The sequence below is a fragment of the Nocardia sp. NPDC051787 genome (assembly GCF_040681325.1).
Classification (GTDB): domain Bacteria; phylum Actinomycetota; class Actinomycetes; order Mycobacteriales; family Mycobacteriaceae; genus Nocardia.
This window is the reverse complement of sequence record NZ_JBFAYO010000026.1, coordinates 82277-108599: the sequence shown is the minus strand read 5'-3', so window position 1 is coordinate 108599 and position 26323 is coordinate 82277. Positions and strand designations below refer to the sequence as shown.

General features: G+C 67.7%; 27 protein-coding genes, 1 pseudogene and 1 riboswitch. Of the genes and pseudogenes, 12 read left to right on the top strand and 16 right to left on the bottom strand.

Annotated features, from left to right (window positions below; all coding sequences use genetic code 11):
- A pseudogene (locus tag AB0M45_RS25105) lies at positions 1-239 on the bottom strand (IS110 family transposase); the annotation flags it as partial.
- A gap of 569 nt (positions 240-808) precedes the next feature.
- Between AB0M45_RS25105 and radA the strand changes: the two are divergent.
- Positions 809-2206 carry a DNA repair protein RadA gene (gene radA / locus AB0M45_RS25100; RefSeq protein ID WP_364333827.1) on the top strand — a complete coding sequence of 466 codons (1398 nt, stop codon included), beginning with the start codon at positions 809-811 and terminating at the stop codon, positions 2204-2206.
- A gap of 202 nt (positions 2207-2408) precedes the next feature.
- Here the strand turns inward: radA and AB0M45_RS25095 are convergent, their stop codons facing one another.
- Positions 2409-3062 carry a hypothetical protein gene (locus AB0M45_RS25095; protein WP_364333825.1) on the bottom strand — a complete coding sequence of 218 codons (654 nt, stop codon included), beginning with the start codon at positions 3060-3062 and terminating at the stop codon, positions 2409-2411.
- A gap of 124 nt (positions 3063-3186) precedes the next feature.
- On the bottom strand, positions 3187-3810 hold the full coding sequence (locus tag AB0M45_RS25090; RefSeq protein ID WP_357734849.1) for a carbonic anhydrase: 624 nt from the start codon (positions 3808-3810) through the stop codon (positions 3187-3189).
- An 87-nt stretch (positions 3811-3897) separates the two neighbouring features.
- Between AB0M45_RS25090 and AB0M45_RS25085 the strand changes: the two genes are divergently transcribed.
- A complete protein-coding gene (locus tag AB0M45_RS25085; protein ID WP_364333872.1) occupies positions 3898-4842 on the top strand; it encodes an A/G-specific adenine glycosylase in 945 nt (314 codons plus the stop codon).
- Positions 4843-4887: 45 nt separating this feature from the next.
- Here the strand turns inward: AB0M45_RS25085 and AB0M45_RS25080 are convergent, their stop codons facing one another.
- Positions 4888-5634 carry an alpha/beta fold hydrolase gene (locus AB0M45_RS25080; protein WP_364333821.1) on the bottom strand — a complete coding sequence of 249 codons (747 nt, stop codon included), beginning with the start codon at positions 5632-5634 and terminating at the stop codon, positions 4888-4890.
- Positions 5635-5692: 58 nt separating this feature from the next.
- Between AB0M45_RS25080 and mhuD the strand changes: the two genes are divergently transcribed.
- The 4 genes from mhuD to AB0M45_RS25060 all read left to right on the top strand — a co-directional run bounded on the left by mhuD (position 5693) and on the right by AB0M45_RS25060 (position 7737).
- A complete protein-coding gene (mhuD, locus tag AB0M45_RS25075) occupies positions 5693-6007 on the top strand; it encodes a mycobilin-forming heme oxygenase MhuD (RefSeq protein WP_364333818.1) in 315 nt (104 codons plus the stop codon).
- 80 nt (positions 6008-6087) lie between these two features.
- Positions 6088-6240: riboswitch (cobalamin riboswitch) on the top strand.
- Between the two features lie 29 nt (positions 6241-6269).
- Entirely contained in the window at positions 6270-6464 is a 195-nt protein-coding gene (locus AB0M45_RS25070; protein ID WP_039794710.1) for a CbtB-domain containing protein, read from the top strand.
- The gene (locus AB0M45_RS25065) at positions 6455-7237 is read left to right on the top strand and encodes a CbtA family protein (RefSeq protein WP_364333813.1); all 783 of its coding nucleotides are present in this window, start codon (positions 6455-6457) and stop codon (positions 7235-7237) included. Before AB0M45_RS25070 ends, AB0M45_RS25065 begins: the two co-directional genes overlap by 10 nt.
- Before the next feature lie 104 nt (positions 7238-7341).
- A complete protein-coding gene (locus AB0M45_RS25060; RefSeq protein ID WP_364333810.1) occupies positions 7342-7737 on the top strand; it encodes a hypothetical protein in 396 nt (131 codons plus the stop codon).
- A gap of 182 nt (positions 7738-7919) precedes the next feature.
- Here AB0M45_RS25060 and AB0M45_RS25055 read toward each other — a convergent pair whose 3' ends face one another.
- From AB0M45_RS25055 to AB0M45_RS25045, 3 genes are all read right to left on the bottom strand, one after another.
- Positions 7920-8360: an OsmC family peroxiredoxin gene (locus AB0M45_RS25055; protein WP_364333807.1), complete on the bottom strand. Its 441-nt coding sequence runs from the start codon at positions 8358-8360 to the stop codon at positions 7920-7922.
- A 323-nt stretch (positions 8361-8683) separates the two neighbouring features.
- Positions 8684-9004 (bottom strand): multidrug efflux SMR transporter, encoded by a 321-nt coding sequence (locus AB0M45_RS25050; protein WP_364333805.1) that lies wholly within the window; start codon positions 9002-9004, stop codon positions 8684-8686.
- Position 9005: 1 nt separating this feature from the next.
- Entirely contained in the window at positions 9006-9653 is a 648-nt protein-coding gene (locus AB0M45_RS25045) for an NAD(P)H-dependent oxidoreductase (protein ID WP_364333802.1), read from the bottom strand.
- A 107-nt stretch (positions 9654-9760) separates the two neighbouring features.
- Between AB0M45_RS25045 and AB0M45_RS25040 the strand changes: the two genes are divergently transcribed.
- On the top strand, positions 9761-10444 hold the full coding sequence (locus tag AB0M45_RS25040) for a helix-turn-helix domain-containing protein (protein ID WP_364333799.1): 684 nt from the start codon (positions 9761-9763) through the stop codon (positions 10442-10444).
- Here AB0M45_RS25040 and AB0M45_RS25035 read toward each other — a convergent pair.
- Positions 10364-11227 carry an ABC transporter permease gene (locus AB0M45_RS25035; protein ID WP_364333796.1) on the bottom strand — a complete coding sequence of 288 codons (864 nt, stop codon included), beginning with the start codon at positions 11225-11227 and terminating at the stop codon, positions 10364-10366. The genes AB0M45_RS25040 and AB0M45_RS25035 overlap by 81 nt on opposite strands.
- Positions 11224-12126: an ABC transporter ATP-binding protein gene (locus AB0M45_RS25030; RefSeq protein ID WP_364333793.1), complete on the bottom strand. Its 903-nt coding sequence runs from the start codon at positions 12124-12126 to the stop codon at positions 11224-11226. Before AB0M45_RS25030 ends, AB0M45_RS25035 begins: the two co-directional genes overlap by 4 nt.
- A gap of 261 nt (positions 12127-12387) precedes the next feature.
- Here AB0M45_RS25030 and AB0M45_RS25025 point away from each other — a divergent pair, with 261 nt between their 5' ends.
- From AB0M45_RS25025 to AB0M45_RS25015, 3 genes are all read left to right on the top strand, one after another.
- Positions 12388-14130, top strand: a complete 1743-nt coding sequence (locus AB0M45_RS25025; RefSeq protein ID WP_364333790.1) for a histidine kinase — start codon at positions 12388-12390, stop codon at positions 14128-14130.
- A gap of 352 nt (positions 14131-14482) precedes the next feature.
- Positions 14483-15175, top strand: a complete 693-nt coding sequence (locus tag AB0M45_RS25020) for a response regulator transcription factor (RefSeq protein ID WP_364333787.1) — start codon at positions 14483-14485, stop codon at positions 15173-15175.
- A gap of 756 nt (positions 15176-15931) precedes the next feature.
- Positions 15932-16939 carry a hypothetical protein gene (locus AB0M45_RS25015; protein WP_364333784.1) on the top strand — a complete coding sequence of 336 codons (1008 nt, stop codon included), beginning with the start codon at positions 15932-15934 and terminating at the stop codon, positions 16937-16939.
- Positions 16940-16965: 26 nt separating this feature from the next.
- Here AB0M45_RS25015 and AB0M45_RS25010 read toward each other — a convergent pair whose 3' ends face one another.
- Positions 16966-17253: a hypothetical protein gene (locus AB0M45_RS25010; RefSeq protein WP_364333781.1), complete on the bottom strand. Its 288-nt coding sequence runs from the start codon at positions 17251-17253 to the stop codon at positions 16966-16968.
- Between the two features lie 177 nt (positions 17254-17430).
- Here AB0M45_RS25010 and AB0M45_RS25005 point away from each other — a divergent pair, with 177 nt between their 5' ends.
- Both AB0M45_RS25005 and AB0M45_RS25000 read left to right on the top strand, forming a co-directional pair.
- Positions 17431-18006: a TetR/AcrR family transcriptional regulator gene (locus tag AB0M45_RS25005; RefSeq protein ID WP_364333778.1), complete on the top strand. Its 576-nt coding sequence runs from the start codon at positions 17431-17433 to the stop codon at positions 18004-18006.
- A 71-nt stretch (positions 18007-18077) separates the two neighbouring features.
- A complete protein-coding gene (locus AB0M45_RS25000; RefSeq protein WP_364333775.1) occupies positions 18078-18866 on the top strand; it encodes an oxidoreductase in 789 nt (262 codons plus the stop codon).
- Between the two features lie 172 nt (positions 18867-19038).
- Here the strand turns inward: AB0M45_RS25000 and AB0M45_RS24995 are convergent, their stop codons facing one another.
- The 6 genes from AB0M45_RS24995 to AB0M45_RS24970 all read right to left on the bottom strand — a co-directional run bounded on the left by AB0M45_RS24995 (position 19039) and on the right by AB0M45_RS24970 (position 26170).
- Positions 19039-19446 (bottom strand): hypothetical protein, encoded by a 408-nt coding sequence (locus AB0M45_RS24995; protein ID WP_364333772.1) that lies wholly within the window; start codon positions 19444-19446, stop codon positions 19039-19041.
- Positions 19447-19597: 151 nt separating this feature from the next.
- A complete protein-coding gene (locus tag AB0M45_RS24990) occupies positions 19598-20425 on the bottom strand; it encodes an alpha/beta hydrolase (RefSeq protein ID WP_364333769.1) in 828 nt (275 codons plus the stop codon).
- A gap of 482 nt (positions 20426-20907) precedes the next feature.
- Positions 20908-23463 carry an ATP-dependent Clp protease ATP-binding subunit gene (locus AB0M45_RS24985; RefSeq protein ID WP_364333766.1) on the bottom strand — a complete coding sequence of 852 codons (2556 nt, stop codon included), beginning with the start codon at positions 23461-23463 and terminating at the stop codon, positions 20908-20910.
- Positions 23464-23750: 287 nt separating this feature from the next.
- The gene (locus AB0M45_RS24980) at positions 23751-24635 is read right to left on the bottom strand and encodes an alpha/beta fold hydrolase (protein WP_364333869.1); all 885 of its coding nucleotides are present in this window, start codon (positions 24633-24635) and stop codon (positions 23751-23753) included.
- A gap of 160 nt (positions 24636-24795) precedes the next feature.
- Positions 24796-25389, bottom strand: coding sequence for an anthrone oxygenase family protein (locus AB0M45_RS24975; RefSeq protein WP_364333763.1), 594 nt, complete (start codon positions 25387-25389; stop codon positions 24796-24798).
- A 133-nt stretch (positions 25390-25522) separates the two neighbouring features.
- A complete protein-coding gene (locus AB0M45_RS24970) occupies positions 25523-26170 on the bottom strand; it encodes an FHA domain-containing protein (RefSeq protein ID WP_364333760.1) in 648 nt (215 codons plus the stop codon).
- Between the last annotated feature and the right edge of the window lie 153 nt (positions 26171-26323).

Here is a 26323-nt window from a genome sequence, read left to right as displayed (position 1 = left end):
TCCTCGGCAAGCAGATAATAGAACGGTTTCCAGTAGTCGCTGGTGGACTCGATCACCACACAGGTGACCCTCGCCGCGACCAGATGCTCACATAGCGCGAGGATCTGGCTCGTCGTCGCGCCCCACGTCGTGACCGCCGCCGACTTCGCGCGCCGACCCGATCCCTGCACCCGGACACACACCTTGGCGTCCTTCTTCGAGCAATCGATCCCCGCGCACCGCGCGTGCACCACATCCATCACGCACCACCGATCCTGACATACCTGTGTTCGATTGTGTGGGTACGCGTTTCGGGGAGGGCGGGGGTCGAACAGAAGTCTGACACTCGTGCTCGAAGACAACATTCCACGGTACCCGTGGACCAGATGGTGCCCTCCGCCCCAAGCTTCGCTGCGGGCTCACCGGCAACACCGAGACATCGGGGTCGACCGAAACACCCACCCAGCATCACCCGCCACAACCACCGACCACAACCCGCAGCCACACACCCAACCGCCACACACAGCGAATTTTCCTCACCCACGGCGGAGCGCAGCACTCCTGGAAAGCTTCGCTCGAAACTGGGGGTTGGGCCGGTGTAGTTGCGGGTAGCGCTCGCTGGCCTTCCGGTAGTGCCTCCGACTCCAGAGTTGGCGTATGCAGCGGTGCCATGATTCGGCCAGGTGTAGTGGTCTGTACGCATCCGGCACGGCGCGCCGCAGGTATTGGGGAATCGGCCCCTGTGCATGACTCGGCACAGGTATATCGCGTCCGGCACGCGGTGCCGCAGCAATCCGACCATGTCGGTGCTGGTGCGTAAGGTGCCCGTGTGGCAAAGACCAAGCCGATCTTCCGGTGTTCCGCCTGTTCGCACGAAGTCGCCAAATGGGTGGGCAAGTGTCCCGAGTGCGGGGCTTGGGGCACCGTCGACGAGGTCGCCGTCGGAGCAGGTGCGGTCGGTGCCCCTGGGCGCAAGGCGATGTTGCCCAGTACCGCGGCCGCGCCGATCTCCCAAATCGACGCCAAGGTCACCAAGGCCAGGCCGACCGGAGTCAGCGAGCTGGACCGGGTGCTCGGTGGCGGCGTCGTGCCCGGTTCGGTGGTGCTGCTGTCCGGCGAACCGGGGGTGGGCAAGTCGACGCTGCTGCTCGAGGTCGCCCATCGGTGGGCGAGGGAGCGCGACGAGAAATCGCTCTATGTCACGGCGGAGGAATCAGCGGGCCAGGTCCGGCTGCGCGCCGATCGCACCGGCGCGGTGCACGAGCGGGTCTATCTGGCGTCGGAATCGGATCTGTCGATCCTGCTCGGGCACATCGAGCAGGTGCGCCCGACGCTGCTCGTGGTCGACTCCGTACAGACCATGCTCGCTCCGGACGCCGACGGCGTGATCGGCGGCGTCACCCAGGTGCGCGCGGTGACCGCCGCGCTGACCTCGCTGGCCAAGGCGAGCGGGGTCGCGGTGCTGCTGGTCGGGCACGTCACCAAGGACGGCAACGTGGCCGGTCCGCGCACGCTCGAACACCTTGTCGACGTGGTGTTGCAGTTCGAGGGCGACAAGAACTCGACGCTGCGCATGGTGCGCGGCATCAAGAACCGTTTCGGCAGCGCCGATGAGGTGGGCTGCTTCGAACTGCACGAGGACGGTATCGCCGGTGTCGACGATCCGTCGGGCCTGTTCCTGCACCACCGGACCGATTCGGTGCCGGGCACCGCGGTGACCGTCGCGATGGACGGCAAACGACCCCTGGTGGGCGAGGTGCAGGGCCTCACCGTGAAGACCGAGATCCCGCAGCCGCGCCGCGCGGTGAGCGGGCTGGACTACAACCGGGTCGCCATGGTGCTGGCCGTCCTGCAGAGCCGCGGCCGGGTATTCCTCGGCAAAAGCGACGTCTACGCCGCGACGGTCGGCGGCATGCGCCTGGTCGAGCCCGCGGCCGACCTCGCCATCGCACTGGCCATCGCCAGCGCCGAAGCCGATGTGCCGATCCCTCCGGGCTGGGTGATCCTCGGCGAGGTCGGGCTGGCGGGCGAGGTCCGCAAGGTGACCGGCGTGAGCCGCAGACTGGCCGAAGCCGAACGCCTCGGCTTCACCACCGCCCTGATACCTCCCGGCCTTGCCCCCGCGAAAACCACTATGAAAATCCACGAGGTCAGCGACCTCCGCTCAGCCATCCGCATAGCGGGCCTCCGCAAACTGCGTGCCGCACCTGAAGAGGCTGCGAGCTAGCGCACGCTCACCACAAACGCGACCACACCGGCCCGAGCCCCGCTTTCGAGCGCAGCGAGACCGAACATTGCCCGTTCGCGGCCCGGCTCGCGTCCGAGTGGCCGATGCGCAAGCGACGAAGTCGCAAGCGGCGGTCGCTCGGACGCGAGCCACAAGGGGGCCGCGAACACGCAGCGCCGCAGGCGCTGCAAAACAGGCACAGTCAAGCGATGTTGAACGGCTCGGCCGCGCTGCGCACCGAACCCAGTTGCGCCACCACGTTGTACGCGCCCGGCGGCACCGGAACACGTTCGCCCGCACAGTTGGGCTGCGAGGTGGAGCCCGACCAGGTCACCGTGAACGCCGCCTGCTCACCGCGATTCATCGTGCGGACGTCGGGCTGGCCGTCCGGGTAGCAATCCGTGCTCGACCACAGCCGCCGCTGGCCGTCGAGCGTATGCACCGACACTTGCTGCAGACCGGAGCCCATGTCGCGGGTGCAGGCCACCGACGAGATATTGGTGATGACGATCCCGAACACCGGCTGCTCGCCGGTCCGGTAAGTGGGCTGCTCGACGGTCACTTTGATCGCGAGCGACTGGTCAGGGCACGGGGCCGCCGCCGCCACGCCGGCGGCGGACGACTTCGGTGCGCCGGAATCACCGGCGCCGGACGGCTTGGCCGCCCCGGTGTCGGCGGGCTTGGCCACGACCGAACTGGACCCGGCGACCTTGGTGTCGCCCGGCGAGTCACCGCCGCGCACGACCGCGAGCACGACCCAGATCACCAGCGCCAGCGCGACCACCAGGATGCCGATGGCGAATGCGCGACGACGCCAGTAGATCTCCGGTGGCAGCGGTCCATTCGGTTCCAGCACGCCTCAACGGTAAGGGCACGATCGGGCACAGCGTCTCAGGGGCACGGCGTGTCGGCCGCCCGCACCCGTTGGCGGCAGGTACATTCCGCCGGCACGCTGGGCAAACCTTGGGCGCGCCGCGGTTTCAGACCACCTCGCCGATGTTGCCGACGACCCGGTGCAGTTGCACTTTGCCCTCGGCCAGCTTGTAGGTGACGCACGCGATCGCGCACTCGCCGGTCGCGACCCGCTGCGAGATGATCATCGACCGCTGCATGAGCAGGCGGCTGGTCTCCACCACGTGCCTGGCCTCCATCTCGTCGACGGTGGACAGACCTTCGCGGCGTCCGATCAAAATGGACGGCGTGACCCGCTCCACAACACTGCGGATGAATCCGCCGGGGACCTCGCCGCCGTCGAGCGCGTCGATGGTCGCCTTCACGGCGCCGCAGCTGTCGTGGCCGAGCACTACGATGAGCGGCACGTTGAGCACCTGCACCCCGTACTCGATCGAGCCGAGTACAGAGCTGTCGACCACATGGCCCGCGGTGCGCACGACGAACATGTCGCCGAGGCCCTGGTCGAAGATCAATTCGGCCGCGACCCTGGAGTCGCCGCAGCCGAACAGGATCGCGTGCGGGTGCTGGCCGCTGACGAGCTTGGCCCGGTCCGCGGCGCCCTGGCTAGGATGCAGCAGCGTACCGCTGACGAAGCGTTCGTTGCCTTCTCGCAGGGACTTCCAGGCACTGATCGGGTTGGAATCCGGCATACCGACCATTGTGCACGCCGGTTGTGTTACCAGCGAGTTTGGTTGGTTACGGGTGGGCAAATACCGCCTTGCGGCGATAGGACAGGGATAGTGAGGGCAGTGCGGAACGGCGCACCGAAGGGCATCGACGCGGACACGTTGCTGGACTGGTATCGAGCGACCGCGCGCGACCTGCCGTGGCGCAGGCCGGGCGTCACCGCGTGGCAAATCCTGATGAGCGAGATCATGCTGCAACAGACCCCGGTCGTGCGCGTGGAGCCGATCTGGCGCGAGTGGGTGGCGCGCTGGCCGGTCCCATCGGCGATGGCGGCAGCCTCGCCGGCCGAAGTGCTGCGGGCCTGGGGAAAGCTCGGGTATCCGCGGCGCGCCCTGCGCCTGCACGAGTGCGCCGGAGTACTGGCGGCCGAGCACGGCGATGAGGTGCCCGCCGACGTGGAGGTGCTGCTCGGCCTGCCCGGCATCGGCGCTTACACCGCGCGCGCCGTCGCGTGTTTCGCCTACGGTCAGCGAGTTCCGGTGGTGGACACCAACGTCCGCCGCGTGGTTGCCAGAGCGGTGCACGGGCGCGCGGAAGCGGGCAATCCGTCCTCGCGCGATCTCTCCGAGACCGAAGCTCTGCTGCCACACCAGATCGACCGCGCCGCCGTATTCTCCGCGGCCCTTATGGAACTGGGCGCGACCGTGTGTACCGCGCGCACCCCGGATTGCTCGCGGTGTCCGCTGCCGAGCTGCGCGTGGATCACCGCGGGACGGCCGGCGACCGACCTGGTCCGCCGCACCCAGAAGTACGAGGGCACCGACCGCCAAGCCCGCGGTCGCCTGCTGGACGTCCTGCGCCACGCCAGCGGGCCGGTCGAGCGGATACGCCTCGATCTGGCCTGGACCCGCGACCCCGGACAACGCGATCGGGCGCTCGACTCGCTACTGGTGGACGGCCTGATCGAACAAACCGCCGATGGCTTGTTCGCGCTCGCGGGCGAGGGCGGCGGCCACGACGCGGAAGCCGTCCCGGATGGGCGCTGCCGGACGTAGTCCGTCGTCAGCCCGCGCTCGGCCGGAGCGAAGGCGGAGGCACGCCTAACCGCCGAGCACCCGCCGCAGGAAGCGCTCGACTTCCGCCCGGTAACGCTGTGGCTGGTCATCGTGCACGAGGTGCCCCGCGCCGGGGACCAAGACGTAGTCGGCTTCCGGATGCGCGGCGGCCATCCGCCGCATCTGTCCCGGTGGGGTGATGCTGTGCTCGCCCTCCAGCAGCAGGGTAGGCATCCGCACGGCGTGCCATTGCCGCCAGAAGTCCCGCGTGCCCCACTCCTCGGAGATGTCACGGAACGTGGTGACCGAACCGTGCAGCCGGTAACCCTCCGGTCCGCGCTCGAACGCGTTCAGGAAGTACTGCCCGGCCACCGGTCCGAAGAAGGAAAGCACCGCCTCGGCGTCGGGAAACGGCTGCGGCCATGCCTCGATCATCGCGGCCCAGTGCGCGGCGGTGCGGCCGGTGAAGTCCGGTGCGATGTCCTCGATCACCAGCGCTCGGACCCGCTCGGGGTGGGTCGCGGCGAACACCCAACCGTGCAGCGCGCCCATCGAATGCCCGATCACCACCATGGGCTCGGTGATTCCCGCCGTGCTCATGGCAAGGTCGTCGACGAACGCCTCGGTCGTCAGTTCCGCCGGTGCGGGCCTGCCGTGCCCGGCGGCGTCGAAGGTGTAGACGTGGCCGTGTTCGCGCAGCCAGTCCAGCTGATCGCGCCACGTGCGCGCGCTGCCCATCAGTCCGTGCAGCAGCAGAATCGGCGCGCCTGCCCCGCCTTCGTCGTGCAACATCGGTTCGACAATACGAGGCACCGAACACCTGCTCGGCGGCAACCGCTAGCTTGGACGCATGGCTGTTGTGAAGATCAACGCGATCGAGATTCCCGAGGGCGCCGGCCCCGAACTGGAGAAGCGGTTCGCCCACCGTGCGCACGCGGTCGAGAACTCGCCCGGCTTCCTCGGCTTCCAGCTGCTGCGCCCGGTCGCCGGAGAGAGCCGGTACTTCGTTGTCACGCAGTGGGATTCGGAGGAATCCTTCGCCGCGTGGCGGGACGGGCCCGCGCGCGAGGCGCACGCGGGCGAGCGCCAGAAGCCGGTCGCGACGGGCGCTTCGCTGCTCGAGTTCGAGGTCGTGCTCGACGTCGCCGGGAAGCCCGCGAACTGACCTCGGTGCCTATCGCCGGGCAGGCCTGCCTGCCCGGCGACTCGCCCGACACCGTGGTACGCCCGTGCCGGACATAGTTGACGCCGGGTGCGTGCGAGTGTCACAGTTCGAAGGACAAACGCGAAGGTGATGCGGTAATTCCGGTGAGATTCCGGAGCGGTCGCGCCACTGTGTTCCATGCACCGAGTCCGGTGCCGGAAAGCCAGACACCGGCACCGTCGCGCCACCACCCGATGGGACGCGTATCCCAAGGAGGACTCGAATGGCCATCGCGCATTCACCCAGCCGGGCAACCGATTCCCTGGCCACCGTGCTCGTCACGGTCGGTGTCGTTCTTCTCGCACTACTCACGCTCTACCTGGTCGGATTCGACCAGGGCGTCATCTCGCGCAGCGGGATGTACCTGCATGAGCTGATGCACGACGGACGCCACCTGCTGGGGCTTCCGTGCCACTGATCGGATCGCTCACGACACTGCTGCTTCGCGGCCTGCTGGCCGGCCTCATCGCCGGGCTGCTGGCCGCGACAGTCGGTTATTTCGTCGGCGAACCCAAGGTGGACGCCGCGATCGCCATCGAAGAAGCGGGTTCCGCCACCGAGCACACGCACGCCGAGTCGCCGGCCGGGCATTCGCACGGGGACGAAGAAGAACCCCTGGTGAGCCGCACCGGCCAGAAGTTCGGGCAGTTCCTCGCGCTCGGGCTGGCCGGGGTCGCGCTCGGCGCCATCTACGCCTCGGTCGCGCATGTCGCGCGCCGCTACACCACGCTGTCCGGGCCGCGGCTCGCATTGGTGCTGGGCGTAGCCGGCTGGGCCGCGATCGTCGCGGTGCCATTCTTCAAGTATCCGGCCAATCCACCGGCGGTGGGTGATCCCGACACCATCAACGACCGCACCCTGCTGTGGCTGGCGGCGGTGCTGCTCGGCATCGTGGCGGTCGGTGCCGCGGTGGCGGTGTTCACCGTGTTGCGCGCACAACTGTCCACGATCCGGCTGATCGGCGGTGTTGCCGCGTTCGTCTTGGTGACGGCGCTCGGCTACGTCCTGTTGCCCGGCGTCGACGAAGTCAGTGTGGATTTCCCGGCCACCCTGCTGTGGGAGTTCCGGATCGCGTCACTGGCCGAGACGGCGACGCTGTGGACATGCTTGGCCCTTGGCTTCGCGGCACTCACCGAGTTCGCGGCGCGTACCGATACCCCGGTACGGGTAACGGCTGCTACCGCGGACTGATTCGCGTCCGGAAGCGCTGCGGCAGTGTCGATCCTATGACCGGCACTGCCTTTCCTTCCGCCTCACTGCGGGTCCCCGCACCAAGCGCTGTTCGTGTCGCCTTCGTGGGGCTTGTCGTCGCTTTGCTGGCGGGCGTCGCCGAAGGGTTCGTGCGTACTGCGCGTGCGTTCGACGCCGAACGCGCGGACCTGCTGGCCGGATTCGGTATACGTATCGTGATCTACCTCGTGGTGCTGGCCGTCGCGGTACGTATGACGCATGGCGACCGTTGGGCGCGTCTGCTGATCACCGTGGGCATCGGCGTGTTCGGTCTGCTCTCGCTGATCAGCGAGCCGCTGGCGGCGGCCATGTCGGCGAAGGAACTGCGCGACCTGTTCACCGACGTCACCGCCGTGTCCGTATCGCTCGGTGTCTTCCGCGCAGCCCACATAGCCGCCGTACTCATCGCAGTTCCCGCGCTCTACACCCGCTCCGCCCGCCGATGGTTCCGCGAGCACTGATCCTTCGCGCACCCGCCTCGCCAAACCCGCGCCACCCGTGCAGACGCTGATACTTGGCGCACCCGCCGCGCTCCAAACCCGCGCCCCTGCGGCTGACTCCGCAGGCGGTGATTCTTCAGGCACCCGCCTCGTTCCCCGCACACGTCACCGCGGTGTGCGGGGAACAAAGCGGCCGCGCGAAACTACGCGAGGGCCGCGTCGAGGGTGATGTTGTCGACACCAGCCAGCGCCTTGCTGACCGGGCAGCCCGCCTTGGCGGCCGCAGCGGCGGCCTGGAAGGCGTCGGCGTCGATGCCGGAGACGCGACCGCGGACGGTCAGCTTGATGCCGGTGATCCGGAAGCCGCCCGCCGGGTCGGGGCCGAGGGTCACGTCGGCGGTGACGTCCAGGCTCTCCGGCGTGCCGCCCGCGTTGCCGATCTGCGCCGAGAGCGCCATCGCGTAGCAGGAGGAGTGCGCGGCCGCGATCAGTTCCTCCGGGCTGGTGGTGCCGTCGGCCTCCTCGGCGGAACGTTTCGGAAACGACACGTCGTACTTGCCGACCCCCGAACTGGTCAGCTCGACCTGTCCCGAACCCTCCTGCAGGGTGCCGGTCCAGGCGGTACGCGCGGTACGTGTGGGCATCACGGTCCTTTCGCCGATGATCGTTTGACGATTCAGGACGAACCTACCCCGGCTGCCTCGCCCCAGCCCACCGCTTCGCCGATCAGTTTCGCGCCGTCGTCCGGTCCGCACTCGCGCTGTGGTCAAAGTCCAGCGCGTTGGAATCCCAGATGCGCCAAGCACATCGGGTATGGCCGCCCAAACCAAGAGACGCTCCCTCGACCGAGCGATCGACGACGCCCGAACGCACACCTGGACCGCCAGGATGCCTCGGCGACAGGACGCGCCCGCCGGGCATCTATCCAGCGCCCGGAACCGTCGCTCGCCCGGTGGACAACGGCAGGTCACTCCGCGTTGGTGATCCTGGCCAGCACGATGCCGCCGACGATCAGTGCGAGCGCGAGTACGCGGCCCGCGCTGAGCGGGTCCTTGTTGACGACGATGCCGAGGGTGATCGCGCCGACGGCTCCGATGCCGGTGAAGACCGCGTAGGCGGTGCCGACGGGGAGCGTCTGCATCGCCCTGGACAGCAGGTACACGGCGGTGACGCCGAGGGCGAAACAGACCAGCGTCGGCACGAGTCTGGTGAAGTTCTCGGTCGGCTTGATGCTCTGCGACCAGACGATCTCCACCAGTCCGGCGATACCGAGGACCACCCAGTTCATCTCAGTACTCCTCGGCCAGATCGCGCGCCGTCGCCAGCGCGAGGGTGTAGGACACGTCGTGCTCCGCGCGCCGATGCGCGAGCGCGGGGTCCTGACGGGAATTGGCGAGCTCCGCGTGCACGAAAACCGTGTCCGCAACCGCGAAATGGCCTGCGAAGAAGTCGCGCAGAAAGCGTTCCTGATAGTCGTACGCCGCCTTGGGCGCGCCCGGCGAATACGTGCCACCACGTGCGGTCGTCACGACGAACCGCCGCTCGCCCAACGACATCCGAGGAAAGGTCACCTGGTCCAGCCATGCTTTGAGGGAGGCTGGGATCGAGTAGTTGTACATCGGAGTGCCGATCAGGATGACGTCTGCCGCGAGCAGTTCCGCGAGCAGCGGCCGGATGATCCCCCACGCGGCAGCCTGTTCCGGGGTGCGGACCAGTTCACCGAGCCGTTCCGGATCTGTACTCGGCAGGGCCAGCACCGCATCGCACAGTTCGGTCCACGCTTCCCCGATGAACGGCACCGGGTCGGCGGCCAGATCGCGGTAGCGGTAGTCGCCGTCGGGGTGCCGCGCACGCCATGCGCCGGCGAATGCGGCGCTCAGCTCCCGGCTGATCGACCGACGCCGTGCACTGGCATCGAGATGCAACAAGGTGCTCATGACCAAACCTCCAATTAATTGGACATATCGTCCGGTTCAGTTCCGAACGACGCTAGCCTTAACCGGACATATTGTCCACTTATTCCGGCGTCGGCTAGAGTCGCAGCATGGAACCCCGTGCCGACCTGCTTACCGGTACCGAGACCGGCCGGGCGAAATCGCCCGAGCGCGCGGATGCGGCGCGCAACCGGGCCAAGGTCTTGGCGGCGGCAGCGGAACTGTTCGCCAACCGGGACCCCCGTACGGTGACGATGGATGACATCGCGAAGGCGGCCGGTGTCGGTCGCGGAACCTTGTACCGGCGCTATCCGGACATCAACTCGATCGCGGTGGCACTGCTCGACGAATACGAGCACGGCCTGCAAGAAAAGTTGCTTTCCGGACCACCGCCGCTCGGCCCGGGAGCCGAACCCGGACAACGGCTGGCCGCTTTCTACGCCGCGATGGTCGAATTGCTGGACGAGCACGCGCATTTGGTGCTCGGCACCGAAATCGGCGGAGCCCGCTTCGCGACCGGCGCGTACGGCTTCTGGTACGCGCACGTGCGAGTACTGTTGGTAGCAGCGGGAATCCGGGAACCAGACGCGATGGTCGATCCGCTTCTCGCGCCGCTGGCAGCGGAGGTCTATCGGCGGCAACGGGAGCGCGGCCTCACCTCCGCGCAGATCACCGACGCGCTGCGCACAATCGCGGAAACGCTTCTCGGCGATTCACGCCAGATCGCGTTTCCGCATCAGCCAGATCGTGCCGCCCGCGAAGAGCAGGAGGTAGCTCGCCAGCACGACCAGTGATTCGGTTCTCGAAAGCACATCGAGCACACCCGGCGTGGCCGGTCCGTCGACCGTCCGCATCGCCCCGGCCAGCGACCCCGCTGCCGTGCCGGGCAGATGATCGGTAACCACCTCGATCGGCGGGAAAATGCCCGCGACGCCGCGCAGCAGGTTCTCCACCACCAGCACCCAGACCAGGCCGAGTCCCACAGCGAGTGCGGGGCCGCGAGCGATCGCGCCGATGAGGGCACCTGCCAGCGTCCACATGCCGAGAATCGCGATGCCGGTGACAATTCCGAGCAACGTCCGGTCCAGTTCCGGCAGTGCGAGCGGCTGCGATTCGGATACGGCGATCACTCCGGCCACCGCGATATCCGCGACGAACGCCGCACACACCAGCCCGGCCACCACGCCCGCGAGACTCACCACCACCGCGGCGACCGCGTGCACCCGGGAAGGCCCTTGTGTGAACACGGTTTTCCAAGTTCCCCAGCCATATCCACTGCCGATGGTCAGCGCCCCGAGGATGAGCAGCAGCGCACCGCCGAACATCGCCATGCCCTGGGTGAACACTTCCGGCACCGCAGCGGGCAACATCTGCCGCAGCAGCGCCTCGCGGGGCAGCCCATTGGACATTCGGCCGGATTCGCCCGAGGTATACGCCAGGTAGTTGAACAGATAGGCGAACGTAAGATTCAGCAGAATCCAGGTGCCCAGGATTATCCAGAACGCGGGCCACTTCCGTAGCCGCAGCGCTTCCGCTTTCGTGCTGGCCACCAGGTCACGCAGCCGCAACGTATTCATCGCACCGCCTCCAGTCGCGTCATTTCGAAGAACACTTCCTCCAGGGATTTCTCGTCGACCCGCAGTTCCAGAAGATCCGCGCCCGACGCCACGACGGCACGTGCCACCTCAGGCGCGGACACGGTCTGCGACTCGATCCGGATGCCCCGCGCGGTCAGCAACGCCGAACGCTCGCCGACCAATCGGCGCACCGCGGGTAACGCCAACTCCAGCGGCTCGGCGCGCAGCAGCAGCGACGAGGCCCCGCGCAACTCCGCGACCGTCGCTTCGGTGAGCAACCTGCCGCGCGAGATCACTCCGACCCGGTCACAGATCTCCTGCACCTCGCTGAGCAGGTGGCTCGACAGCAACACGGTGTGGCCGTCGGCGGCCAGATCCGAGATCAGCTCCCGCATTTCCGCCGTGCCCGCGGGGTCGAGGCCGTTGGTCGGCTCGTCCAGAATGAGCAGATCAGGTTCGCCGAGCAGCGCCGCGCCCACACCGAGCCGCTGTTTCATGCCCAGCGAGTAGGTGCGGAACTTGTCGTCCGCGCGGGGCGTCAAGCCGACCCGGTGCAGCGCGTCCGTCACGTCGGTCCGGCCGAGGCCGCGGTACTTCGCCAGCACCAGCAGGTTGTCCCGGCCGGAGAGGTAGGGATAGAAACCAGGGCCTTCGATGAGCACACCGATCCGGCGGACCACCGCGGGATCGCCGGGGCTTCGCCCCGCCACCAGGGCCGTGCCCGCACTGGGACGGATCAGCCCGGCCAGCATGCGCAACGTGGTGGTCTTGCCGGCTCCATTCGGGCCGAGAAACCCATATATCTCGCCGGATGCGACGCTCATGTGGACACCGGCCACCGCGGTGTGCTCCCCGTAGCGTTTGGTCAACCCTCGGGTGACCACGATCGAATCTGTCATGCACCGAGAATCCGCCGCCGACCCGGCCAGGACATCCGTCGCGGAGCGACGTTCGGTGTACGTACGGAGCACTACTACGAACACCGCCACCTGCAGCCCTACGGCCGATCGCAACGGCACACTCGACGACGGATTCACCGCGTCCGCGACGGCGGAACTTCGCCCGCGCCCATCGCATATTTCGAATGCCGATCGGCCGTATTCGGGAAATACGTTCACAGGCGGACGTCGAATCAGGGCTCAGCCGCATAGGCTACGTGCGTGCGGGTGGCAGCGTTTACGGATCGGAGCTCGGTCGGCTTGGACTGGGGCGTCGCGCTCGTCGTGGCCGCGGTTCAGGTGGTCGGAGGCACCTTCGCGAACATGCGGCAGACGGGCGTGCACTCCCTCGATGTGCTCGGGTACCTACTGCTGCTCGCCGGTCCCGTGGCGCTGATCTGGCGGCGGGCGCAGCCGGTGCCGGTGCTGTTCGTCGTCCTGGCCGCGTGCCTGGCGTATTCCCTGCGCGGCTACGGGTACGGGCCCGTCTTCGTCTCGCTGGTCATCGCCTTTCTGACCGCCGCGAGCAGTGGATCCCGTTGGTGGACTTATCCACTCGTCCCGCTCGGCTACCTCGCCCTGGTCTGGCCGGTGCCCGCGCTGCTCGGCCGTCCCGCCGACCTGTGGCAGATCTTCGCGCTGATGGCGTGGCTGGCCGTGCTGCTGTCGGTGGCCGAAGGGATCCGGCAGCGCAAGGCCGTGCTCGTCGCCCGCAGACAGCGGGCGGAAGCCGCGCTCCGGGACGAGCAGGCGCAGCGCGAGCGGCGAGCCAGCGAGGAGCGCCTGGCCATCGCCCGCGAGTTGCACGACGTGCTCGCCCATAGCCTTTCGATGATCAACGTGCAGTCCTCGGTGGCGCTGGAACTTCTCGACAAGCGGCCCGAGCACGCGGAGACGGCGCTGACGGCGATCAAAGTCGCCAGCCGCGACGCGCTCGCCGAGGTGCACGCGCTGCTGCACACGATCCGATCCGGAACGGTCGCGACGCCCGAGGACGAACCGGCCGCCGCGCACACCGAGGACGAGGCCGGCCATCGCCACACGCCCGGCTCGCGTGACGACAGCGATTCGACCACTGCCGAGCCTGCTTCGAGCGACAGTTCCGCGAGGAAGGCCTATGCCGCCGAGCTGCCGCCCGCCCCGCGCGCTCCCGCTCCGAGCGTCGGCGACCTGGACGAGCTGTTGCAGCGCCCGCGCGCGACCGGTTTGACCGTCGGCACCCGAGTGCTCGGCACCCCGCAGCAGCTGCCCAGCGTCATCGACGCGGCGGCGGTGCGGATCATCCAGGAGTCGTTGACCAACGTGCTCCGCCACGCGCCGGGCGCCGACGCGACGGTGACCGTGCGCTACACGACGGACTCGGTCGATATCACCGTCGACAACACACGCCCCACCTCCGCCCCGTCACGGTCCAACAGCGGCGGCAACGGCGTCATCGGCATGCGGGAGCGGGCCCACGCACTCGGCGGCGCGCTCACGGCAGGCCCGCGTCCCAGCGGCGGCTTCCGAGTCGCGGCGCGGCTGCCCGCCCGAGCCCCTGAGCCGGGAGCAGCCCAACTGGATACGACGTCACCAGGACCAACGCCGATCGGCACAGCACCGAGCACGCCCGCACGGAGCAACGTGGCGACAACCGCAACCGATCAGGAAGCAGCCGGGCCGAGCACGGCGACGCCAGGAACGACGCCGCCCGGCACCAGACCGATCGACGCAGCATCGAGCACGGCCACCTCCGGCACGCCCGTCCGTGGCAACGCGGCAACAAGCGCATCCACGCCGGGGGCGGCCGAACCCGATACGGCGCCGAGCAGCGATGTGCCGACCAAGACGGCCCCGCCCCCGCGCACGGCCGCCCCGAGCACAGCCGCATCAGGCATCCCCGGGACGACTACGGCCCCATCAGGCGGTTCGCAAAACGAACCCACCGACCGACCGAGCACATCCGCCGGACGCGTGAAGCGCTAGCTCCTTCCGATGGCAGAGGAGGCTGCGATGTACGACCCCACGACGACACCCAGAGGGGAGACGCGCCTTCGGTCGACACGCCGCCGACCACGACCGCACGGGGCAGTCGGCTGGCTACGCGGCGGACTCGGTCGACATCACCGTCGACAACACCCGCTCGACCAGCGTCCCGTCGCGTTCCGGCAGCAGCGGCGGCAACGGCATCATCGGCATGCGCGAGCGGGCCCACACACTGGGCGGCGCGCTTACGGCAGTTGCAGCATGCCGGCACTGCTGGGCAGCCGAGTACATCCGCTGGAAAGCCGTAGCGTCCGGTGGGGACGAACCGGGCGGCGCAGAGGAGTCTCCTTCGATGCATGACCACGACGGCGCAGCCGGGCACGACAGCATCCGCGTCCTGGTGGCCGACGATCAGGCTCTGGTGCGCGGCGGGTTCGTCGCACTCCTGGACGCCCAGGACGGCATCGAAGTGGTCGGCGAGGCGGACAACGGTGAACAGGCGGTGCGCATGGCCCGCAGCCTGCGCCCCGACGTGGTGCTGATGGACATCCGCATGCCGATCCTGGACGGCCTTGCCGCCACGCGCATGATCGCCGAGGACGCCGAGCTGGCCGACGTGCGCGTCGTCGTGCTGACCACCTTCGAACTCGACGAGTACGTCTTCGAGGCGATGCGCTCCGGCGCGACGGGATTTCTCGTCAAGCACACCGAACCGGCCGATCTGGTGCGCGCCGTCCGCGTGGTCGCCGGGGGCGATGCCCTGCTGTCCCCCGGCGTCACCCGCAGGCTGATCGCGGAGTTCTCCGCACGCGCGAAGACACCACCGGCCGCAACTCTCGCCGAACTCACCGACCGCGAGCGCGAGGTGATGACCTTGGTCGCCGAGGGTCTCACCAACGCCGAAATCGGCGACCGTCTCTTCATGAGCCCCGCCACGGCGCGCACCCACGTCAGCCGCATCCTCACCAAGCTGAACGCAAGAGACCGCACCCAGCTCGTGGTCATGGCCTACGAATCCGGCCTGGTCCGCCCGGGCTGGCAATAGCGCGGTGCGCAGGGAAGCCCAACACGCCTTGGCCCCGATTACCGATCGGGCCGCCGAATCCGCCAGCGCTCAGGACACCGACGGTGCTCGCTGACCTCCCGCGCAGAGGAAACCCGCCTGCGCGGGCAGCCCTCTGACAATGGCCGGACGGACTCCACTCGACGGTGGGCGATGAACCGCACATCCCCGATGAGCGCACGTGGCACACGCCGCAACAACTTGTCGGGCGGCAGCGGGACTGCCCACCGACATCGGGCATGGTCGGCGTGAGGCCCGCGGCGGCGCTCACCGGTCGTCGCACTGCACCGATTCGACACGGGCGGGTCGGTCGCGCGGACGAGCCTCCGGGATGGGCCGAACCCCAGTGAGCCGCAGGGCTGTGTCGCCAGATCCGTTCTGGGTCAAGAGTGATGAGATCGGATACAGCGATGACTTGCTGTTCGGCGGCTTGCAGGTGTTCCAGGTGGGGCGTGATGACCGCGGCCGCACCGAGGCGATCGACGAGTATGCGCAGCCGCATGACCGGTGCGTCCACCTCGGGCCCGAGAGTCAGCGTTCGGGCCAGGTCGTAGCCCAATCTGCGAGCCAGCGCACGGATTGGGTGGAACGCGGCGAAGTCGCCACCATCTTCGATGTTCGGGAACTGACCCGCGCCGCCGACGCACTCGGTATCCCACGCTCGGCGCTGACCCGATCTTGCTCGAACCCTCCGATCCGAGGACCATCGAAACCGGGGAGGGTGAAGGAGCCGAGAACGTGGACCGCAGACAGTTCGGCCTAGCAGCAACAACGATGGCAGCCGTCGTCGGGAGCACTGCGACACCGGCAGCAGCGGCGGACTCGATACGCGTCGGCACCGGCCACATCACATATATCCAGACCCTGACGCAACGGCTGTGGGAGCATGACAATCGTTTCGGCGGTGGCAGTATCGCGCAGTACGCTCTTCAGCAGTACCGCTTGGCGCGTCGCCTGCTCGACCATGGTGAATACGGTCCGCGCACCGGTGCTGAATTGGCGAATGCGGTCGGCTGGTTGTCCAATACCGCAGCGTGGTTGGCACGTGACTGCGGACGACCGGACATCACGCGGCACTGCCTGATGAGATCGGTCCTGCTGGCAGAACAATGCGGCGACACACTGCTGTTGGCGGCAGCGCTCGGTGACCTCGCAAATGTCGGCGTCGGCTCAACCGAACCTGGCCGGGAGTCGATACGGCTCGCGCACCGTGCGACTGAACTCGTCCGTCAGCTCCCTTCGATCCGGCTGAACGCACTGCGCGCGGCAGAAGAAGCCACCGCACACGCAGCCATAGGAGACCGCAGGGAGTTCGAACGGGCACTGATACGAGTGTGGCGCGAAGCGGATCGCGGTCTCGAAGGCACCGACGACCCTGCCTGGCTCGACCATGTCACGGTGGCCGAGCTTCAGGTCCATGAGGCCAAGGGCCGCAAGATACTTGGGCAACACAGTCAGTCGGTGGAGCTGTTTCGCGAAAGCATTGGACGCCCCGGCAATCTACCGCGAGACGAGGCGTCGTATCGCGCCTATTTCGCAGCATCGCTCGCCGGCCTCGGGGACACCAGCAGTGCTGTCACCGAAGGCCATTCCGCACTATCGATTCTGGAAGGTCCGGTCAACTCCCCACGCTTGGTGGCCGAATTGCGGCCGGTACGCCTGGCCGCCGCACGCAGAAATGGTGATGCCGCCGAACGATTCCGCCGCCGCTTCGACGCTCTCAGCCCGGCCCTTCACTCGCACTAGCAGCGTTCATGCTGACGCGCGTAGGGCTACGACTCCGGTAAGACATCGCGCCAGGATGGCTGGCAACCGCCGATGAAGACCGCGAAAACGGGGCCGTTGCGTGTTTCGATCGTGTAGTCGTCCACGGCACCGGGCTGGGCCAAGTAGGGGAGATGCCGTTCGGCGAGTTGTGTGGCCTGCGCAGCGGTGAATTGCTTTCCGACAGGAGGGTATATCGCGACGTCCAGGGTGCGGCCTGCTTTGCCGGGCGGGTCGTATACGGAAATCTCGACGAAGAATGGGGTGGGTTGATCGGTCAGGAACCACTCCCACATCTCGAGTTCACCATTGGACGGGAAGCGGGGTCGGCTGTACGGGAAGCGGAATGGGCGGTCCGTGTGGAGCCACCCGGGTTCCAGGCTCGAGTAGACACGGCCGGGTGCGTTGACCACGAACCGCCGCCGCCACCAGCTTTCTTGACCTGTAGGTCAAGAACATTTAGAGTCCTTCCCGTGGGCAGGCCGCGGAACTTCGAAACCGATATCGTGGTCGAGCGCGCGATGGAGGAGTTCTGGACCCACGGGTACGGCGGCACCTCTCCCGCGCAACTCGCCGAGGCCACCGGCGTCGGCAAGGGCAGCCTGTACCACACATTCGGCAGCAAACGGCAACTGTTCGACCAGGCATTGGCCCGCTACGGGCGGATGGGCGTCGAGCACGCCGAGGAGCTGCTGTTCCAACCGGGAAGCACCCGCGAACGCGTCGGCGCTTACCTGCGTGACACCGTGGATTCCGATGTCGCACAGCCGGTTCGGCGTGGCTGCATGGTCGTGAACACGGCCGCCGAGCTCGGTGGCCACGATGAGGAGATCACCCGAGCCCTGCGTGGCATCGAGGAGCGCATCGTCGCGGTGCTGGCCGCCCGGATCGAACAGGGCCGACGCGACGGCGACGTCGGTCCCGACGTCGATGCGCGGGCCACGGCCGAGTTCCTGCTCAACACCACCGCCGGTCTGCGCATCATGGCCAAAACCCGCGATACCGAAGCGCTGTATCGCATCATCGACGTCGCCCTCACCGCCCTCTGACCGATCCGCCACATTGCGGCGGCTCTCGCATACCCCGATTTTTGACCTGTAGTTCAAGAAAGGAGATCTCCATGGATCTCGAATTGACCGGCAAGACCGCCGTCGTCACCGGAGCGAGCCGCGGCATCGGCCTCGCCGTCGCCGAGACCTTGTCCGCCGCGGGCGCACGTGTGGTCGGCGCCGCCCGCACCATCACACCCGAACTCGAAAAAGCCACCGTGGCGACCGTTTCGGTGGACTTGAGCTCGCAAGAGGGCGCCACTGCGCTCGTGGAGACCGCGTTGGAGGAACTCGGTGGCATCGACATCCTGATCAACAACGTCGGTGGCGGCAACCCCGACCGGCTGACGCTGGGCGGGTTCCTCGACAGCACCGACGATCAGTGGCAGCACTTCCTGGATGTCAACCTGTTCAGCGCCGTCTGGGCGACCCGCGCCGCCCTACCCAGCCTGCTCGACCGTCGCGGCGCGATCGTGAACGTCTCCTCGATCAACGCACACCTGCCGTCCGCCGGGCCGGTCGGCTACAGCGAGGCCAAGGCCGCGCTCACTGCCTTCGGCAAGCGCCTGAGCGAGGAGTTCGGTCCGCAGGGGGTCCGCGTCAACACGGTCTCCCCCGGCGTGGTCGGCACCCGGATCTGGCGCGGTTCCGAATGGGTCGGCGCGAAGCTGGCCGCCGCCCAGGGCATCTCGCACGAACAGTTGCTTGCGGCGCTGCCGGACCAGTTCGGCATCGCCTCGGGCCGAATCTCCGAACCGGAAGAGGTCGCGGCCCTCGTGACGTTCCTGGTCTCGGGCAAGGCTGCCAACATCGTCGGAGCCGACCTCGTCATCGACGGCGGGACCATCAAGACGAGCTGAGGACATCGCCTCAGCCGGCGCGTTGACCACCACCTTCACCGGTGAGGCTGGGATGGCGTGGGTCCGGGGTCGGCCCCAGCGCTGCTGGCGCCGGTCGAGGCACCCGTCTGACCAGCGGCGCAGCCGCCGAGAGTGGAATCCGGCCGGATGGTACCGGCCGGATTCTTCGCCCTCATGCGGCGTCGAGGGCTGCGGTGATCTTGCGGGCCATACCGGCCAGGGCGGGGCTGGGCGTGCCCTTGTGAAGCCGGGCGGCCGCGTCGATGGCGACGATGACGGTGCTCCGGAAGTTCTCGGCCTCGGCCGGATCTTTCTCTCCGAGCAGGTTCATGGCTGCGGTCAGGGCCGGCAGCACGTGGTCGGCGAGTTCGGCGACGGTCTTGCCCTTCAGCGTGATGTCTTTGGACTTCGCGGCGAGCACGTGCCCGACCAGGCCGGTCGCCGATGCCAGGGCGATGGTGCCGTCGGTGGAAGCCTTGTGCGGCGAGCCGGTGGCATCGGCGGCGGCCATCAGCGAGACGGCGCCGTACGTGGCGGTCCGGACGGTGGCCTTGTCCTGGTCGGTCAGGGTGATGGACATGATGGTGTGCTCCTTCGAATTTGTTGGGGCGAAATGCGATTGAACGGATGGATGGTGGATGCGGCCGGGTTGGTGCCCAGGTATCCGGGGTGGGTCGAGTACGTCGTTGCGGCGGCGAACGCGGCCGTCCGTGCGATGGTGAGCCCGTCGGTTATCGGCTCGGCGAACCCCCCTGGTCCTGGGCCGCTGCCGTCTCGCGCACGGCCGCGGCGATGGCGCGGAAGTCCTTGCGCAGGAGGGCGCCGTGGTTGCTGGCGACCTTGGCGCTGATGCGGATGTTCGGGTTGCGGGCGGTCACCGCATCGAGACCGGCGCGGATCCGTTCCTGCTCATCACCGCGGCTTCCGAAGGACGTGCCCGAAGCAACCACATACCGCACCGGCACGGTGATGTCGTCCAGCACGGGGCCCAGCTCGCGCTCGCGAGAGAGCCTGCCGAGCTCGATGTTGCTCTCGGCCTGCTGCGCGGCGCTCATCCGCGGGGTCAACCCAGTCGGGCGCAGCAGCGGAATGAACCAGCTCAGCCGCTTGTACAGCGTGCGGATCCGCTGCTCCATGGCCTCGTCGAGCCAGTCGTACGGGAACGCGCCGTCCACCAGGACCGCGCCCACGGCACGGTCCGGATTCCGGGCGGCCCAGTGTGCCGCGACGACGGCCCCGTAGGACCAGCCCACCAGCAGCGCCCGGTCCGCACCCCTGGCCGCTAGGACGGCATCGACATCCCGGACGGCGGCCTCGAAGGAATAGTCCGCCGAACGCCGCGCCTTCCCGCGCGCCCGCTCGTCGTAGGTGATGTGCCGGAACCCGGGACCAAGGTCGGCGATGACCTTCCGCCAGTAACCCTGCGTGGCGAACTGGCCATTGAGGTAGACCACGGGGATACCGGGACCGCCGGTATCGGTGACAGCCAGGGCCGTATCGTCGACCGGCACCATGCCGGTCCACTTCGAGTCGGTCGAGGAGATGCTGTTGTTCGTCATGGCAACCACTCTCGGCGTCTGGCCTGACACCACTCTGACGCCCGCCTGACACGGCCACTGACACGGTGTTCCACCTGGTCACGCCAGACCAGTGCGCAGAGCCTTCCGATAGGGCGGCGGGACTTGTCTGGTCACCAGGTCAGGTTTTCGACCTGGGCCAGGAAAGAATCGGCCGGAGTCGGCAATTTGTGCGCCATTACGCCGCAGGACCCTGGCCGTGCGCCGACCGCACACCCGGCGTAACGCTCGCCGCCACGGTTCATAACTCGGCGACGGCCGGAATCACCTCTCGGCGATGACGTCCAGCGCGGTGATCGCATCCACTCCGGCCACCCTGCCGATCACCATGTCGATTCCGATATCGGCGAGGCGTTTCAGCGTGCCGACCAACTAGGGGGCTGCTCGCCCTCCGGAACCCCGCGCGGCACACAAGAGGCCCGCACCACCGTCTACCGGTGATGCGGGCCTCTTGTGCTCAGGAGTTACTCGCCGGAGGCGGCCTCCGCGGAGCCTTCCGACGCGCCGGTCAGCACGACTTCGGGCTTCTCCTCTGCGGCGGCCTTGGTCAGCTTCGCCTTACCGGTGAAGGTGAACTTGGCGTCCTCGCCGGAGCCCTCGCCGTCCCAGCCCTCGACGTCGACCGCGATGGTCTGGCCAGGGCCGATCTCGCCGAAGAGGATCTTCTCCGACAGCTGGTCCTCGATCTCGCGCTGAATGGTGCGGCGCAGCGGCCGGGCACCGAGCACGGGATCGAAGCCACGCTTGGCCAGCAGGTTCTTGGCGTTCTGGGTGAGTTCGATCGCCATGTCTTTGTTCTTCAGCTGCGTCGCGACGCGGCCGATCATCAGGTCCACCATCTCGACGATCTGCTCGGTGGTGAGCTGGTGGAAGACGATCACGTCGTCGATACGGTTGAGGAACTCGGGCCGGAAGTGCTTCTTCAGCTCGTCGTTGACCTTGAGCTTCATCCGCTCGTAGTTCGAACCCTCGGCGTTGCTCTGCGTGAAGCCGAGGCCGACGGCCTTCGAGATGTCCGACGTGCCGAGGTTCGAGGTGAAGATCAGCACCGTGTTCTTGAAGTCCACGGTCCGGCCCTGGCCGTCGGTGAGGCGGCCGTCCTCCAGGACCTGCAACAGGGTGTTGTAGATCTCTTGGTGGGCCTTCTCGATCTCGTCGAACAGCACGACCGAGAACGGCTTGCGACGCACCTTCTCGGTGAGCTGGCCGCCCTCCTCGTAGCCGACGTAGCCCGGAGGGGCACCGAACAGCCGCGAGGCGGTGAAGCGGTCGTGGAACTCGCCCATGTCGATCTGGATGAGCGCGTCGTCGTCACCGAACAGGAAGTTCGCCAGCGCCTTGGACAGCTCGGTCTTACCGACACCGGACGGACCGGCGAAGATGAACGAGCCGGACGGGCGCTTCGGGTCCTTCAGACCGGCGCGGGTGCGGCGAATCGCCTTGGAGACGGCCTTGACCGCGTCCTCCTGGCCGATGATCCGCTTGTGCAGCTCGTCCTCCATGCGGAGCAGACGGGTGGTCTCCTCCTCGGTGAGCTTGAACACCGGGATACCGGTCCAGTTGGCCAGCACTTCGGCGATCTGCTCGTCGTCGACCTCGGCCACGACATCCAGATCGCCCGAACGCCACTGCTTTTCGCGCTCGGCCCGCTTGGCGACAAGCTGCTTCTCCTTGTCGCGCAGCCGCGCGGCCTTCTCGAAGTCCTGCGCGTCGATCGCGGACTCCTTCTCCCGGCGCGCCTCGGCGATCTTGTCGTCGAACTCGCGCAGGTCCGGCGGAGCGGTCATGCGACGGATGCGCATGCGCGCACCGGCCTCGTCGATCAGGTCGATCGCCTTGTCCGGCAGGAACCGGTCGTTGATGTAGCGGTCGGCCAGGGTGGCGGCGGCCACGAGCGCGCCATCGGTGATGGAGACCCGGTGGTGCGCCTCGTAGCGATCGCGCAGACCCTTGAGGATGTTGATGGTGTGCTCGACGGTCGGCTCGCCCACCTGCACCGGCTGGAACCGGCGCTCCAGCGCGGCATCCTTCTCGATGTACTTGCGGTACTCGTCGAGGGTGGTCGCGCCGATGGTCTGCAGCTCGCCGCGGGCCAGCTTCGGCTTCAGGATCGAGGCCGCATCGATGGCGCCCTCGGCGGCGCCCGCACCAACCAGCGTGTGCAGCTCGTCGATGAACAGGATGATGTCGCCGCGGGTGTTGATCTCCTTGAGCACCTTCTTCAGGCGCTCTTCGAAGTCACCGCGGTAGCGGCTGCCCGCGACCAGGGAGCCCAGATCGAGGGTGTAGAGCTGCTTGTCCTTCAGCGTCTCGGGGACCTCGCCGTTGACGATGGCCTGCGCGAGACCCTCGACCACGGCGGTCTTACCGACGCCGGGCTCGCCGATCAGCACCGGGTTGTTCTTGGTGCGGCGGCTGAGCACCTGCATGACCCGCTCGATCTCCTTCGAGCGGCCGATGACCGGGTCGAGCTTGCCCTCGAGCGCGGCCTGGGTCAGGTTGCGGCCGAACTGGTCGAGCACCAGCGAGGTGGACGGGGTGCCCGCCTCACCGCGCGAGCCGGACTCGACCGGCTCCTTGCCCTGGTACCCGGACAGCAGCTGGATGACCTGCTGACGCACGCGGTTGAGATCGGCGCCCAGCTTCACCAGCACCTGCGCCGCCACGCCCTCGCCCTCGCGGATGAGGCCGAGCAGGATGTGCTCGGTGCCGATGTAGTTGTGGCCGAGCTGCAGTGCCTCGCGGAGGCTCAGCTCCAGCACCTTCTTGGCGCGCGGGGTGAACGGAATGTGCCCGGACGGGGCCTGCTGGCCCTGGCCGATGATCTCCTCCACCTGGCTGCGCACGCCTTCCAGCGAGATGCCGAGCGACTCCAGCGACTTGGCCGCGACGCCCTCACCCTCGTGGATCAGCCCCAGCAGGATGTGCTCGGTGCCGATGTAGTTGTGGTTGAGCATCCGGGCCTCTTCCTGGGCCAGGACAACGACACGCCTCGCGCGGTCGGTGAACCTCTCGAACATCGCTCCCTCACTCTCCTGCTCCGACATTCTGGCAACAGACGCCGCAGTGTGCTGTGTACAACCGTGGGCGTCAGACTGCCATGAAGCCCGGGGGTTGCGGCCCCCGCCTCCACTCTAGTTGGCGGGGGATGCCGCCGTCGCCAGTCCACCCTATTGCCGACCGGCGACAGCACGGTCATTCACTCATAACGTGGGCATCGCGGGATTCGTTTCCGGCCAGGTTTTGCCCTCAGCGAACAGGCTGCCCGACGACCGGATCTCCGGCGCACACGTATGACCCCGGCTACCTACCCGGTGTACGGAGCGACGAAACCGCAGGGCACCGGGCGTGGATGCGCGGGATCGAGCGCGTTGAGCACGTAGGTCGCGGCTCGTGGGCTGCCCGCTATGCCCGTATGCCCAGAGTAGTCCTGCGTGCAGCCGTCCTGAACCACGATATTGGTCACGCCAGGCCCGGCGACCAGTCCGGCGGTGTAGGGCACGACCAGCTCGTCCAGCACGGTCGCGATATTCGTATAAGTCACGCCGGGGTGGTAGACGCCGTCCTTGTTGAGGGCGCGTACGAACTCCGATCCTTGCAACACCTGGCGGCATGCCTGGCACGGCGATCCGGCCACCGCGTCGAAGACCGGGCCCAGACCCAGCCGCGTGCCGAAATCGTTCAGTTCCGCCATGCCGCCCGCGTTCGAGCCGAGCCAGGGTGGGGCCAGTCCGACCATCTTGTCCACCTTCGCCGCACCGCCGAGCCGCTTGACGAAGTAGTTGCCGATGAAGTTGCCCTGGGAGTGGCCGATGAGGTCGACCTGGGCCGCGCCGGTCGCGGCGCGTACCCGGTCCACGAACGCGCCGAGCTGCGCCGCGCTCCGCTCGATCGGGAGCATGCCGCCGATGGCCGACCCGGGCCAGGGCACGTCGTAGTTGCCGAAGGTGCCCGCGTACACGCAGTAGCCCTCGTTGGCCAGCAGTGGCGCATACACGCCCCAACTCGTCTGTGCGCCACCACCTGTGCCGTGCACGAGAACCACCGGGTTCGGGCGCGCGGGGTTCGGCCGGCAGGACCAGTCGTTGGTGCCGGGCAGCGACCCACCGGGATTCGCCAGCTCGGCGGGAATTCCGGCGAAGAAGTTGTAGTCGACGGGATATCGCTCCTGCGCGTGCGTCGAGCCCGCCATGGCGGCGCAGACCACGGCGAGCAGCACGACGACCAACGAGACGACCAACGAAAAGCCTGAGACACGTCGCACGATAGCCTCCAGGTATCGACCGTGTTCCGGGAAGCTACCGCATGGAGTGTCCCAGGCGGGGGAAATTCCGGCGGGTTGCCGGAGAAAACTAGCGCTGACCGAGAGCGGGCACTCCGGGCTGGTTCGGCGCCGCGTACTGGCCCGCGATCACCTGACCCGCCGTTCCTGCCACGACGGTCGACTTCCCCTGCTGGACGCCCGCGACGAACAGCGCGCCGCACAGCGCCAGGAAGGCCAGCGTGTGGAAGACGCCGCGCGCGATGTTCCAACGGACCCAAGCCGATTCGTAATCGGCGCGGACTGCGGCGAGATCGGTGATCGAGGCGGGATCACCTGCGGCGGCCAGCTGGTCGTTGAGCGGGACGTTCAACCCGGAGGTCACCGCGAAGGCGATCACGTTGAGCACCAGCGCGAGCACGATCCAGATCAGCGTGCTCCGGTGCTCCCGCCCCAGGTGCAGCGCCGCGGCCAGGATGGTGAACCCGACCGCGCCGAGGAACCCGATCATGAACCAGGGGTTGATGATCACCACGTTGATCTTCTGCATCACGTCGATCATCGCGCGGTCGTCCGTGCGGGCCAGGGCGGGCATCACCGAATTGGCGTACGCGTAGAAAAGACCCGCGATCAGGCCCGTCGCCAGCGTGGCGAGCACCAGTGCGGCGAGACGTGTGGCGGTCATGATTTCCTCCTGCTCGAAAACCCGGCCGGAGCAGAATCGCCGCCGACGCGTGCCTCCAAGTCAAGCGCCTGACGCGGGCACTCTCCATGGCCGAGAAGCTCGACCGGCTAAGCGAGCGTCTACGGTGTAGGTCTCACAGGTCCCGATCGGAAATGAGCCCACTCTGCATGGCCAGTCCAGCCAGCCGCACCCGCTTCTGGTTCTGCGGCAGATCCTCCACGCCGAACTTGGCGAACAGCGCGCGAAGATGGGTCTTGATCGCGTCGACGCTGAGGAACAGCTCCTCCGCGATCTGCTGATTGGACGCGGGCGTAGCGAAACCGGCGCCGTGCTTGTACGGGCGGCACAGCGCGATCAGCACCGAGCGCTGCGTCTCGGTGAGCGAACGCGCGGTGGGAATCGAGCCGGTCGAGGTGCGGGTGATGTCGTCGGCGACACCGCCGAAATCGTGGAAGGACACCTTCGAGGTGCCGACCCGGATGACGTCGCCGGCCATCAGCCTGCGCCGGCCGACCAGCCGGTCACCGTTGACGAACGTGCCGTTGCGGGAAATGCCGTCGTCGACGATGGTCCAGTGCGCGCCCAGGTATTCGACCGCCGCGTGCAGCCGGGAGACTTCCGCGTCCCAGCTCAGCGACAGATCGGCATGCGGAGAACGACCGATGGTGACACGGCCGCGGTCAGGCGTCAGGGTGAACTCCTGTTGGCGACCGTCGTCATCAGTGAACCGTAAGAATGATCCGACGAATCCTGTCACTGCGCCGATACCTCGCCTTTCCATACCGCCAGTGACCGTCGCACGTTTCCATGGTGCCCCGTTCGGGAACCTCGAGCAAGATCGATTCGCCTCCCGTCACGGGCCACCGTGTGATCTGGTCTTGCTGCTATATCGAAGCCCTATCACAAACAAGACCGCCGCCCCGACGTCGCACGA